Annotated in this window: 16 protein-coding genes and 2 tRNA genes; 14 read left to right on the forward strand and 4 right to left on the reverse strand. The window is 49.5% G+C overall.

Features of this window, described 5'->3' with window-relative positions; all coding sequences use genetic code 11:
* The 14 genes from CWI69_RS00675 to nadA all read left to right on the forward strand — a co-directional run bounded on the left by CWI69_RS00675 (window position 1) and on the right by nadA (window position 10202).
* The gene (locus CWI69_RS00675) at window positions 1-750 is read left to right on the forward strand and encodes a YebC/PmpR family DNA-binding transcriptional regulator (protein WP_126760984.1); all 750 of its coding nucleotides are present in this window, start codon (window positions 1-3) and stop codon (window positions 748-750) included.
* Window positions 750-1289, forward strand: a complete 540-nt coding sequence (gene ruvC, locus CWI69_RS00680; protein ID WP_126760986.1) for a crossover junction endodeoxyribonuclease RuvC — start codon at window positions 750-752, stop codon at window positions 1287-1289. Before CWI69_RS00675 ends, ruvC begins: the two co-directional genes overlap by 1 nt.
* Window positions 1286-1906 carry a Holliday junction branch migration protein RuvA gene (gene ruvA / locus CWI69_RS00685; protein ID WP_126760988.1) on the forward strand — a complete coding sequence of 207 codons (621 nt, stop codon included), beginning with the start codon at window positions 1286-1288 and terminating at the stop codon, window positions 1904-1906. Before ruvC ends, ruvA begins: the two co-directional genes overlap by 4 nt.
* Window positions 1907-2017: 111 nt before the next feature.
* Window positions 2018-3025, forward strand: a complete 1008-nt coding sequence (ruvB, locus tag CWI69_RS00690; protein WP_126760990.1) for a Holliday junction branch migration DNA helicase RuvB — start codon at window positions 2018-2020, stop codon at window positions 3023-3025.
* A gap of 502 nt (window positions 3026-3527) precedes the next feature.
* The gene (gene ybgC, locus CWI69_RS00695; protein WP_126760992.1) at window positions 3528-3953 is read left to right on the forward strand and encodes a tol-pal system-associated acyl-CoA thioesterase; all 426 of its coding nucleotides are present in this window, start codon (window positions 3528-3530) and stop codon (window positions 3951-3953) included.
* Complete coding sequence (tolQ, locus tag CWI69_RS00700) at window positions 3943-4644, forward strand: protein TolQ (protein WP_377094241.1); 702 nt, start codon at window positions 3943-3945, stop codon at window positions 4642-4644. The genes ybgC and tolQ overlap by 11 nt, the downstream gene beginning before the upstream one ends.
* Window positions 4645-4646: 2 nt before the next feature.
* Complete coding sequence (gene tolR, locus CWI69_RS00705) at window positions 4647-5084, forward strand: protein TolR (protein WP_126762768.1); 438 nt, start codon at window positions 4647-4649, stop codon at window positions 5082-5084.
* Window positions 5085-5094: 10 nt separating this feature from the next.
* The gene (gene tolA, locus CWI69_RS00710; RefSeq protein WP_241971007.1) at window positions 5095-6018 is read left to right on the forward strand and encodes a cell envelope integrity protein TolA; all 924 of its coding nucleotides are present in this window, start codon (window positions 5095-5097) and stop codon (window positions 6016-6018) included.
* Window positions 6019-6088: 70 nt separating this feature from the next.
* Window positions 6089-7402, forward strand: coding sequence for a Tol-Pal system beta propeller repeat protein TolB (tolB, locus tag CWI69_RS00715; protein WP_241971043.1), 1314 nt, complete (start codon window positions 6089-6091; stop codon window positions 7400-7402).
* Between the two features lie 59 nt (window positions 7403-7461).
* Window positions 7462-8004 (forward strand): peptidoglycan-associated lipoprotein Pal, encoded by a 543-nt coding sequence (gene pal, locus CWI69_RS00720; RefSeq protein ID WP_126760996.1) that lies wholly within the window; start codon window positions 7462-7464, stop codon window positions 8002-8004.
* A gap of 10 nt (window positions 8005-8014) precedes the next feature.
* Window positions 8015-8758, forward strand: a complete 744-nt coding sequence (gene ybgF / locus CWI69_RS00725) for a tol-pal system protein YbgF (RefSeq protein WP_126760998.1) — start codon at window positions 8015-8017, stop codon at window positions 8756-8758.
* A gap of 137 nt (window positions 8759-8895) precedes the next feature.
* Window positions 8896-8971 (forward strand) — tRNA-Lys (locus CWI69_RS00730).
* Between the two features lie 31 nt (window positions 8972-9002).
* Window positions 9003-9078: transfer RNA gene (locus tag CWI69_RS00735), tRNA-Lys, on the forward strand.
* A 68-nt stretch (window positions 9079-9146) separates the two neighbouring features.
* Entirely contained in the window at window positions 9147-10202 is a 1056-nt protein-coding gene (nadA, locus tag CWI69_RS00740; protein ID WP_126761000.1) for a quinolinate synthase NadA, read from the forward strand.
* 6 nt (window positions 10203-10208) lie between these two features.
* On the opposite strand, the gene CWI69_RS00745 is transcribed toward nadA, so the two are convergent.
* The 4 genes from CWI69_RS00745 to CWI69_RS00760 all read right to left on the reverse strand — a co-directional run bounded on the left by CWI69_RS00745 (window position 10209) and on the right by CWI69_RS00760 (window position 12476).
* Window positions 10209-11030: an NAD(P)H-binding protein gene (locus tag CWI69_RS00745; RefSeq protein WP_126761002.1), complete on the reverse strand. Its 822-nt coding sequence runs from the start codon at window positions 11028-11030 to the stop codon at window positions 10209-10211.
* On the reverse strand, window positions 11027-11803 hold the full coding sequence (locus tag CWI69_RS00750) for a ZIP family metal transporter (protein ID WP_126761003.1): 777 nt from the start codon (window positions 11801-11803) through the stop codon (window positions 11027-11029). The genes CWI69_RS00745 and CWI69_RS00750 overlap by 4 nt, the downstream gene beginning before the upstream one ends.
* Before the next feature lie 77 nt (window positions 11804-11880).
* A complete protein-coding gene (locus tag CWI69_RS00755; protein ID WP_126761005.1) occupies window positions 11881-12081 on the reverse strand; it encodes a helix-turn-helix transcriptional regulator in 201 nt (66 codons plus the stop codon).
* Window positions 12078-12476, reverse strand: a complete 399-nt coding sequence (locus CWI69_RS00760; protein WP_126761006.1) for a hypothetical protein — start codon at window positions 12474-12476, stop codon at window positions 12078-12080. Before CWI69_RS00760 ends, CWI69_RS00755 begins: the two co-directional genes overlap by 4 nt.
* Window positions 12477-12497: the final 21 nt, after the last annotated feature.

Below are 12497 nucleotides of genomic sequence, written 5' to 3' on the forward strand. Positions count from 1 at the left end.
ATGGCAGGTCATTCGAAATGGGCCAACATTAAACATCGCAAAGCCGCGCAAGATGCTAAGCGCGGCAAAATTTTTACCCGTCTTATTCGTGAAATTGTGGTCGCCGCCCGGGAAGGTGGGGGCGACCCTGATACCAACCCACGCTTACGTGCAGCGATTGATAAAGCACTCGCCAATAACATGAAGAAAGACACCGTCGATACTGCGATCAAGCGGGGCAGCGGCGATCTTGAAGGTGATAACCTCGACGAACTTACCTATGAAGGCTATGGTCCGGGGGGCGTCGCCATCCTGCTGGAAACTATGACCGATAATCGTAACCGCACGGTGTCAGAAGTGCGTTATGCGTTTAGCAAACATGGTGGTAATTTAGGTACCGATGGGTCGGTCGCTTATCTGTTTAATAAACGTGGTGTGCTAAGCTTCCCGGCGGAAACCGATGAAGATGAATTAATGGCGGCCGCGCTTGAGGCGGGTGCCGAAGATTTTGTCACCAACGACGATGGTAGCTTTGACGTGTTTACCACCCCGGAAACCTTTGGTGCAGTAAAAGATGGCTTAGCTGCGCGAGGATTTGAAGCTGTGCACGCTGAGGTTGGCTTAATGCCAGAAACACGGTCGCTACTAGCAGAAGAAGCGGACGCCGAAAAGTTTCTGAAACTTATCGACGCACTTGAGGAGCTGGATGACGTGCAAGAGGTCTACCATAACGCCGATATCGCCGATGATATTTTGGAGCGCATCAGTTAATGGCCATTATTCTGGGTATTGACCCAGGTTCACGGTTAACCGGATATGGCATTATTCGCCAACAAGGCAACCAATTAACCTATGTCGCCAGTGGCTGTATTAACGCCACGGGCACTGCGCGCAATCCTTATACTCTTGCCGAGAAGCTCAAGGTCATTCATGATGGTGTGAGTGAGCTTATTGCCCAGTTTCAGCCAGATGAGTTTGCCATCGAACAGGTGTTTATGGCGCGTAATCCTGATTCAGCACTGAAGCTGGGGCAGGCACGCGGTGCCGCAATCGTAGCGGCAGCACAGGCGCAGCTTCCGGTGGCAGAATATGCGGCGCGATTAATTAAACAAGCTGTGGTCGGCACCGGAGCTGCAGATAAAGCTCAGGTGCAGCACATGGTGATAGCGATGCTAAAACTTAGTCACCGTCCGCAGGCAGATGCTGCCGACGCATTAGCAGTCGCCTTATGTCATGCTCACAGCCGCAATTATGCGGCGAGTCTGGCAAGCAGCAAGGGCACCAACAAAACAACAAGGAGAGGGCGTTGATCGGACGACTCACAGGCCTGCTGATTAGCAAACAGCCGCCGGAAATTCTAATTGATGTGCAAGGTGTCGGCTACGAAGTTCAGATGCCCATGACCTGCCTGTATGAGTTACCAGACATCGGTGAGCCGGTGACGGTGATCACGCATTTTGTGGTACGTGAAGACGCACAATTGCTGTATGGTTTTAATACCTTTGCCGAGCGTGGACTTTTTCGCCAGCTCATTAAAGCACAAGGTGTGGGGCCGAAGTTGGCACTCACCATAATGTCGGGGATGACCGCTCAACAGTTTGTGAATGCGGTGAGTCACGATGATGTGTCGAGCCTGATTAAATTACCGGGGGTGGGGCGTAAAACCGCTGAACGTCTGGTGGTGGAGATGCGTGACCGCTTGCAGAACTGGACCAGTGCGACGCCCGCGACGGATGCAGCACCTGTTGATTTCGGTGATTTGCAGCCGACAGTGGTGGCCAGTTCGCCGCGTGATGATGCCACTGGCGCATTAATGGCGTTGGGCTATAAACCGGCACAAGCGGAGAAAGCCGTTGCGACGGCAATGAAGGCCAACAGCGACGCCTCGAGTGAAGAGCTCATCCGCGCCGCATTAAAGACTATGTAAACCCAAGAGCGTTATTGGTTATTAGATAGTAGTTAGTGGTTTACCTACTAGCAGTGAATAACCAATACCAATAACCAATATCTGATAGCTAATAGCGAAGTTGCTCTTAAAATGATTGAACCGGACCGTATTAACCAACCGCAGCCACAAGCCGATGACGAAGTTATCGACCGTGCTATCCGGCCGAAGAAACTCGCCGACTATACCGGGCAAAAGCATGTGGTCGAGCAGATGGAGATTTTTATTCAGGCCGCGCGCCAGCGGGAAGAGGCGCTCGATCATTTATTAATTTTCGGTCCGCCGGGACTTGGTAAAACTACTTTAGCCAATATTGTTGCCAACGAACTTAACGTCAATATTCGGCAAACCTCGGGGCCAGTGCTGGAGAAAGCTGGTGATCTGGCCGCGTTGTTAACCAATCTCGAAGCTCACGACGTACTTTTTATTGATGAGATTCACCGTTTAAGCCCGGTCGTCGAGGAGATCCTTTATCCGGCGATGGAGGATTATCAACTGGATATCATGATCGGCGAGGGGCCAGCAGCACGCTCAATTAAGTTGGACTTACCACCGTTCACCTTGATCGGCGCCACTACTCGTGCCGGCGCTCTGACGTCGCCGTTGCGCGATCGTTTTGGCATCGTACAGCGGCTTGAGTTTTATGATGTAAATGAGCTCACCATCATCATCCGGCGCTCGGCAAATTATTTAAACCTTGACCTGGACGATGCTGGAGCGCGCGAAATTGCGCGACGTTCCCGCGGTACGCCGCGGATTGCGAATCGTCTGTTGCGGCGCGTGCGCGACTTTGCAGAAGTACGGAACGACGGTAAAATCGACCTGCCGATCGCGTCTGCTGCGTTAAAGATGGTGGACGTTGACGAAGCCGGATTTGATTACATGGATCGTAAGTTACTGTTGGCGATTATTGAAAAATTCCTGGGTGGTCCCGTTGGGCTGGATAATCTGGCGGCGGCAATCGGCGAAGAGAAAGATACCATTGAGGATGTATTGGAGCCTTATCTGATTCAGCAAGGCTTTTTGCAGCGCACACCACGTGGCCGTATCGCAACGCCACACGCCTACGCCCACTTCGGTCTGGCAAAAGACAGTACCTGAAACGCAAAAGCGTTGTAGGCTATCAGATAATAGTTATCGGAGAAAAACAGAACCAATAACCAATAACCAATAACGGTTTCGTTTTTTATAGCCAATAACGATTTTGTAGTCAGGCAAAAAAAAAGCCCGCGGGGAAGCGGGCTAAAAACTACAGAACAACAAGGAAGTTAAATCCAGGGAACACTAACAGGAACAAGTGACAACCGGTCTCTTGGTTACTGATATGCTGCGTATTATACGGGGGGCGAACCTCCGTTCAACCGAGAAAAATTGTTCTTCGCATTAGTAAAACTAATATCGATGTGTAACCAGTGAATAAAAAATAATCGCATAAAAATTGGTAAGACCAAAAATATCTATATATAACAACAGCTAGTCTAATATTGGTCAAATTCTTAGTATAAAAAAAAGTCTGGCTAGTTTTTATTCATGCAAATTATTTACATAAATTTTTAGTGCCCTGATATTGCATGAGGGCCAGAAACGCGAAAAAGTAGGGTTAATGAACAAGATGACTGAATTTTCCTGGCCCATCCGCGTCTATTATGAAGACACAGATGCAGGCGGTATCGTATATTATGCGAATTATCTCAAATTCCTTGAGCGAGCCCGTACAGAATGGTTACGCTCTCTCGGGATTGAGCAAAATGTTTGGCTCGAACATCGTATTGGCTTTGTTGTCCGGCAGGTACAAATGGATATGTTACGTCCGGCAAAATTTAATGATGAACTGCGCGTAACAGTTGTGGTCGAACGTTTGCGACGCGCATCAGTAGAATTTTCACAGCAAGTGCTGGATCAGAACGGCACAATTTTATGTCAAGCCCAGATACGAGCGGCTTGTGTTCACTTAGGGGAAGAGGGCAGTGCGGTTCGTGCAGTGCCCATGCCAACAGAAATTATAGAGGTACTAAAGCGTGCAAGCTGATATGTCAATTACTGCGTTAATTCTGGAAGCTAGTTTTGTTGTGCAGTTGGTGATGTTATTGCTGCTTGCGTTTTCAGTCGCTGGCTGGATGATGATTTTTCAGCGTCGCAAAATTATTCAGGATGCAAATCAGCAGGCAACAGCGTTTGAAGACCGCTTCTGGTCCGGTGTTGATCTTGCCCGCTTGTATCAGGAAATTGGCACCCGCGCGCAAAACGCCAATGGCATGGAAAAGCTTTTCTATGCTGGCTTCAAAGAATTCGCCAGGCTTCGCAGTAATACTGCGTTAAGTCAGCAGCAGGTACTGGAAGCTTCATATCGTGCGATGCGGGTGGTCCATTCGCGGGAAGTAGATCGATTGGAAAGTAATTTAAGCCTGCTTGCTACTATTGGCTCAATTAGTCCCTATATCGGTTTGTTTGGTACCGTGTGGGGCATCATGAATGCCTTTATCGGCCTGGGCTCGGTGCAACAAGCAACGCTGGCGATGGTTGCTCCGGGGATTGCGGAAGCCTTGATTGCGACGGCAATGGGCCTGTTTGCCGCGATTCCTGCAGTTATAGCCTACAACCGTTTTGCTCACCGCGTGGAAAAGGTCGACAACCAGTACCTGAACTTTATGGATGAGTTATTAGCTATTTTGCAACGTCAGGGTAGTGCAGCACCCAAAGCGGCAGGTAACGCGTCATGATGATGATGACGGCGAATCGCAAACGGCGTAAACCCGTTTCCGAAATCAACGTGGTGCCCTATATTGATGTCATGTTGGTATTGCTGATCATCTTCATGGTGACCGCACCCTTGATCACGCAAGGGGTCAAGGTTGATTTGCCAAACGCCAATGCCGAGCCGTTGGCTGCAGACAGTAAGCCGCCAATTATTGTCTCGGTGGATCGTGACGGTCAGTACTATGTCAGTTCACTCGCTGATTACAACGATCCGAACGACCCGTTAGATATAGAAACTTTAGCCGCGCGGGTGCAGGCACAACTGCAGCTTGATCCTGAAACCCGGATCATGGTGAATGGTGATGGCGGCGTTTCTTATAACCAAGTGGTGCGACTCATGGTACTGTTGCAGCAACTGGGTGTCGATTCGGTCGGCTTGATGACCGAAGATACGGATAATTAGAGAGGCACATGTGAAGATTGGTAAGTTTACATGGCCAAGTGAATTAACAATACCGCTGCTGCTTTCGGTAGCCTTGCACTTAGGTATTGTTATTGTGCTGTTTGCCGGCTTTAAGTGGTCGCCAAGCATTCCGGAGTCCATGAACGTGCAGCTTAACGCGCCATTGCAGGATGAAGCTGTACCGGAAGAGGAAATTGTCAACGCAGCGACGGTTGACGAAGCCAAAGTGCAGGAACAAATTGAAGCGATTCAGGCGCAAGAGCGGGCCCGACAAGAAGAAATTGCCGAGCTCGAGCGTCGTGCGCAAGCTGCCAAAAAGCAGCGTGAAGCGGAACAACAACGCCAGCGTGAACTCGAAGCACAGCAACGTGCTGAGCGGGAACGCTTAGCACGGGAACAGCAGGAAGCTGAGAAGAAACGGCAAGAAGCGGAAAAAGCTGCGGAAGCTGCGGCGGAACGCCGCAAGCGCGAAGAGGAAGCGGCACGTAAAGCTGAAGCAGAACGGAAAAAACGCGAAGAAGAAGCGCGACGTTTAGAAGAAGAGCGTAAGCGCAAGGAAGAAGAGGCGCGCCAACGTGCTGAGCGCGAGCGACAATTGCAGGAGCAGCTGGCGGAAGAGCGCAAAGCCCGCGCTGCTGCAAGATCACGGCAAATTCAAAGTGAAGTCGGCAAATATACAGCGTTGATTAGAAGCACAATTCAGCGGAATCTGATCACTGACCCGTCGATGCGTGGTAAAGAGTGCAAAGTTCGTATTCGCGTCGCTTCCAGCGGTTTTGTTATTTCCGTCAATACGATTAGTGGTGACACTGCTGTATGTCAGGCAACGCAGAATGCGGTATTTAAAGCAGGGACATTGCCGGTGTCGAGTGATCCGGAAATTTTCAAGGAAATGGAAACCATTGATTTAACCGTGCAACCAGAATTCAATTAACCTATGAAGTAATTGTGATAACACTATGATGAAGAAACTATTATTACTACTTATTACCGCAGCGGCGTTAATGACCCTGCTGCAACGGCCGGCAAATGCGTCGTTAGAGATCGTTATCACTGATGGTGTCAACAGCGCCCGGCCGATCGCCGTGGTGCCATTCCGTTGGTTAGGCGAAGGACCGGCGCCGCAAGGCTTAACTGAAGTGATTGCCGCCGACTTGATGCGCAGTGGTAAATTTAATCCTATTCCGCAAAACGCGATGCCGCAAATGCCAAGCTCTGAGAACGAAATTGATTACCCAAGCTGGGCGAGCCTTGGCGTAGAGGCAGTGCTGGTCGGTACCATTGAACCTTATGCAGTAGATCGTTACACGGTCTCGTTTCAAATCGTGGATATACTGCGGGGGCAAATCACCAGTGGCACGCGCATGCTACGCAACGGCGAACTGGTGACGGCTCAGGATCATATTCTCGATGCACGCCGCAGCGTGATTAATGGTGATCAGTTCCGGCAGTACGCGCACCGCATTTCAGATGTATTTTACGAAACGATGACCGGTGAGCGCGGCGCATTCATGACCCGTATTGCTTATGTCACAGTGAATCATAACGATGACAAGCCCTACCAGTTGGTCGTTGCTGATTACGATGGCTATGATGAGAAAGTGTTGTTGCGCAGTCCTGAACCCTTAATGTCGCCGTCCTGGTCGCCGGATGGCAATAAATTGGCGTACGTAAGCTTTGAGAACAAGCGGCCAGAAATTTTCATTCAGGACATTTACACTACGCGCCGTGAAAAAATGACCAATTTCCCGGGCATTAACAGTAGCCCGGTGTGGTCACCTAATGGTGAGCGGCTGGCGATGGTATTGTCAAAAGACGGTAATCCTGAAGTTTATGTCATGGACATCAACAGCAAGGAGTTACAACGCGTCACCCGGCATCATGCTATCGATACCGAACCAAGTTGGGCACCGGACGGGAAATCGCTGCTTTTCACGTCAGAAAGGGGTGGCAGACCACAGATATATAGCGTAAATTTAGATTCAGGTCAGGTACGCCGGTTAACCTTCGAGGGTGAGCAAAACCTCGGTGGGACCTGGACGCCTAATGGCCAGCAAGTGGTCATGGTAAATCGTACGCAAGGCAACTATCATATTGCTAAACAAGATTATCCGAATGGCGCGATGCAAGTGCTTACCCAGACATCTTTGGATGAGTCACCGAGTCTCGCACCAAATGGCAGTATGGTGATTTACAGCACGACACATAACAACCAACAAGTATTAGCGTTGGTATCGGTAGATGGTCGTTTTAAAGCGCGACTACCGGCACGGGAAGGTGAGGTTAAGTCACCAGCCTGGTCGCCGTTTTTACGCTAGTGCATTAGTATTACTCTAAACATTTGAATTAATAAACATTAGAACTAAGGATCGCGGACATGAACGCAAATCAGTTACTTAAAAGCCTTCTTATCGCTGTACCTATGCTGACGTTGGCAGCATGTAGCTCGAGTCAGGGCGCAGACGATGCGGCAAATCAGCAAACCAATCAGCAACAACAGCAAGGCCGGGATAGTGGTTCTGGTGTTGAGCTTGACGCTGCGGAACGTACTAAAACTCCAGAAGAAATTCGTGCCGAGAAAATGGAAACCTTACAGCGCGAAAATATCATTTACTTCGCATTTGATGACTCACGCGTAAGCTCTGAGTATGGCGAGTTGTTAGCTGACCATGCTGAATTCTTAGTTCAGAATCCTAACGTAGATGTCACTATCGAAGGTCATGCGGATGAGCGTGGAACACCTGAGTACAACATTGCTTTGGGTGAGCGTCGTGCAAAAGCTGTTGCGCAGTACTTACAAAATCTAGGTGTAAGCTCTAGTCAGATCGAAACTGTGTCTTATGGCGAAGAGAAGCCGTTAGTGAATGCGTCTACGCAAGCAGCGTACGCTAAAAACCGTCGCGCTGTACTAGTTTACTAAGGTTAAGCGAATGCAAAAACTAATTCTGGTAGTGGCCTTACTGATTCCCGGAGTCGTGTTCGCACAGGCTCCGGTGTCGAAGTTAGGCAGTGGCAGTGTCGAAGAGCGTCTTGAGCAGCTCGAGCGAGTTATGGATGCTCGTAACGCTGCGCAAATGGCGCTACTTGACCAAATGTCGACATTACAAGATGAAGTCGCAGAGCTGCGGGGCAGAACAGAAGAGCATGCCCATCAACTTGAGCAAATTTTGCAGCGTCAGCGTGAAATTTACCAGGAGATCGATCGTCGGCTAACGGCGACACCGGCACCATCTAATGCAGTCGATACGCGCTCCGCGCCAACCAACGAAGCGCAAATGAATTCGTCTTATTCGAGCGATTTGGGTGAGAATGATGCGTACGACAAAGCAATACGGTTGGTGATGGAAGATCGTCGTTACGATGCAGCGATCCCTGAATTCCGCAGTTTCATTGAGCAGTTCCCGGATTCGAGCTATGTGCCAAATGCGCATTACTGGTTGGGACAGTTGCTGTACGCTGAAGGTGATTTCAGTGCAGCGAAACAGGAATTCAGTACCGTTGTCGATCGCTATCCTGATAGTAATAAGCGCGCTGACAGTTTATTGAAGCTGGGCATTGTTGCACAGCAACAAGGCGAAAAAGAGTTGGCTCGTAGTTACTTTGATAAGGTTATTGCGGATTATCCTGACAGCACACCTGCTGATTTAGCAGCCAAGCGCCTGGATAATTTGTAACATCCTTGTAAGTAATAACGGTAAATGTTCGCAAATTGAGCAAACGCACCGTATATCTGCAATTTGCAGTTGCAACGAGCGGCATTTTAAGTAAACTATGCCGCCGTTGCCGCTGATAAGTAGCAGCGGATGAGATTGGGTCGTTAGCTCAGTTGGTAGAGCAGTTGACTTTTAATCAATTGGTCGCAGGTTCGAATCCTGCACGACCCACCAATCTCTCTCATCAGTTTACAATTCAATCGTTGGGTCGTTAGCTCAGTTGGTAGAGCAGTTGACTTTTAATCAATTGGTCGCAGGTTCGAATCCTGCACGACCCACCACGATTTTTTACCCGCACGTTATTTTCCTTTATACTATGCAAACGTTTCCCATGTAGTGAAGTAGTAGCATGAGTATCACTGAAGAAATCCAGACACGCGTTATCGATCAACTTGATTATGCCTTTCCGGCAAAACCTAAACCGCTTAATGCCAGCGAGAAAGCTGAGTATGTTGCGCGTATTAAACAGTTGCTGAAAGATAAAAACGCAGTGCTGGTAGCCCATTATTATACCGATCCGGAAATTCAGGCCTTAGCTGAAGAAACGGGCGGTTGTGTGTCCGACTCGCTGGAGATGGCGCGGTTTGGCGCGAATCATGATGCTGACACGCTCATTGTGGCGGGCGTTAAGTTTATGGGCGAAACAGCAAAGATTCTTACACCGAACAAGACGGTGCTAATGCCGACCCTGGATGCCACCTGCTCGCTTGATATTGGTTGTCCCATTGAGGAGTTCTCAGCGTTCTGTGATGCCCATCCTGAGCGCACGGTAGTCGTTTATGCCAATACTTCTGCTGCAGTAAAAGCACGCGCTGACTGGGTGGTTACCTCGAGCATTGCACTGGATATCGTTGATCACCTGGACGCCGAAGGCGAGACCATTCTCTGGGCACCGGACAAGCATCTGGGCAACTATATTCAACAGCAGACCGGCGCTGATATGATCATGTGGCAGGGCGCTTGCGTGGTCCATGATGAATTTAAAACCAAGGCGTTAGAAGATCTGAAAAAGGTGTATCCAGAGGCCGCAGTACTGGTGCATCCTGAATCACCTTCACAAGTGGTTGAACTGGCCGATGCCGTAGGTTCTACCTCACAGCTGATCAAGGCCAGTCAGGAATTACCAAATGAAACCTTCATCGTCGCTACTGACCGCGGTATTTTTTACAAGATGCAGCAGTTGTCGCCACATAAGCATTTCATCGAAGCACCCACTGCCGGCAGCGGTGCTACCTGTCGTAGCTGTGCACATTGTCCGTGGATGGCGATGAATGGTCTTGTAGCTATCGCTGAGGCGTTAGAGCAGGGTGGGGCAAAACATGAGATTCACGTTGATCCAGAATTAGCTGAGCGCGCCATGAAGCCGTTACAGCGAATGCTGAATTTCAAGCAAGCGCAAAGCTGACACGCGCTACTTCGGATCGTAAACCGGGTGCAGTAATTGGTAACCGCTCGCATGGAGCGCGCGGTTGCGGATCCGCTTGCTACCCCGGCGACCGACTTTATCACTACGCGATATCGTTTTTATATCTACACCCAGGCGTCGTGCAAGCCGGGCATAAGCGTCTTCCTGTAACAATGGCTCATCGTCACTGACCAGAAATAATGGCTGTTGTAGCTCCGGGTGCTGGATCAGGTAGGCAATAAACCCCGCAACATCATCGGCATGAATGCGATTGGTCCACGCCGGTGTGATCACTGCCTCGCCAGAAATAAGAAGTTCTGCGAGGCGGGTTCGGTTTGGCCCGTAAATCCCCGAACAACGCAAAATACTTACCTCATCGCTGGCACTTTGAATCACCTGCTCAGCTTGCAGTAGCATCTCGCCGTTATGATCCCCAGGGTTTGCCGGGGTGCTCTCATCGACCCACTCTCCCTGATGCAGGTCATAAACGCCGCTACTGGAAATATAAATAATTCTGGGGGTTAAACCATTACTCTGCAGATGATGTTGCAGCAGACGTGCAGGAAGCACATAACCGTTAAAGTAACTGTCATCGCTTGAGCGATCCGGTGTCAGGGTCACGACAATGACATCGGTATCTGCGGTGATAAATCTGGCTATGTCCTGTGCGTTGCCAGCATCACCCGAAATGAGCTCCACTTTTGCTTGATTTTCCTTGTACTCAGGGGTTCGGCAAAGCCCCCGCAACTGGGTGTAGCCGGCAAAATTTAACGCTAAACTGGTACGTTCAGCGATATCACCAAAACCTATAAATGCGACTGTCTTCATGCTGCTAACCACACGTCAAGGAATAACATAACTACCAGCCCAACCATCAGACCTGCTGTCGCACGTTGATGGTGTCCGCGGCGATGGGTTTCAGGGATGATCTCGTGACTGATTACAAACAGCATAGCACCTGCCGCAAAAACTAGCCCCCATGGCAATAAAACTTGCGATAAATTAACAAAAGCGCCGCCAACAATACCACCGATAGGCTCGATCAAGCCGGTCAGCGCAGCGACAACAAAGCTTTTCCAATGACTGTAACCGACAGCCACCAGACCGACCGCAACGGCTAGTCCTTCGGGCAGGTTTTGTAAGCCAATACCTAATGCGAGAGAGAACGCCGCATCAGTCTGTCCGCTCCCATACGCCACGCCCACAGCAAGCCCTTCGGGGAAGTTATGGATAGCGATGGCAAACACAAATAACCAGACCCCGGCAATTTTATCTGACGCCATACCTTCCGGGCCCGAGACAAAATGTTCGTGCGGAAGTAAGCGATCCATGACCGCGATTGTTACTGCACCAAGCAAAATACCAAATACCGCAATCAGAGCAGGCGCTGGGCCTTCACCATAAAGCTCAGTGGATATTTCAATTGATGGCACAATAAGCGAAAAGAATGAGGCGGCCAGCATGACGCCTGCAGCGAAGCCCAATAAAGTGTCGTTGAAGCGTTCCGATGGATGTCGACCGAACAGTACCGGCAACGCACCAACAGCGGTTAATGAACCGGTAATGAAGCTTGCAACTAATGCGGTCAACACTAAATCCATAACGCCCTCGTGTAAAAATGTGAAACTTAGTTGCACTTAGCTTAACCTAGCCTCAGGTGGAATGGCAGCTGGATTTATCAATTAGCTTCATCGACAAAAAAGATCGCTTCGATCGGTAATTCGAACAGGCGTGCGAATTTAAAAGCTAACGGTAGGCTTGGATCAAACTTATCTTTTTCGATGGCGTTGATGGTTTGCCGTGATACATCCACTGCTTCTGCCAGGTCGGCCTGGGTCCAATCACGTTCAGCGCGCAACACCTTTAGTCGATTCTTCATCGATAACTCCGCATGCCGACGAACATACTAATCAGGTAGGTAATACCAAGAACCATGATCAACACTGAAATTTCGGCATCGCCACTTATCACGTCAGTAATATCGGCAAGTGAGTAAGTAATACCGCCGATAACTGCCACTCCTAAGGTGATCCCCATGGCCTGTAAGAATACTTTTTGCTGTAACTCGTCGAGCGCAAGTACATAGCGTCGGTTGACGTTAATCATGACCGCGCCAACCGTAATATTAATAAGCAACAAAGCGACTTTAACCGCATAATGTTCGGGCCATACAAGTAGTGAGCCGAAGGTAGCTACTGCGGTTGAGATAATCCAAAGAGCCGTCCATATAGCGAGCTGAGTGGTAAGTTTTTTCAATTCCTGTTTTCTTGACATAAGTCACCTATAAGTAAAGTG

Source organism: Pseudidiomarina halophila (genome assembly GCF_003987215.1).
In the GTDB taxonomy this organism is placed as follows: Bacteria; Pseudomonadota; Gammaproteobacteria; order Enterobacterales; family Alteromonadaceae; genus Pseudidiomarina; species Pseudidiomarina halophila.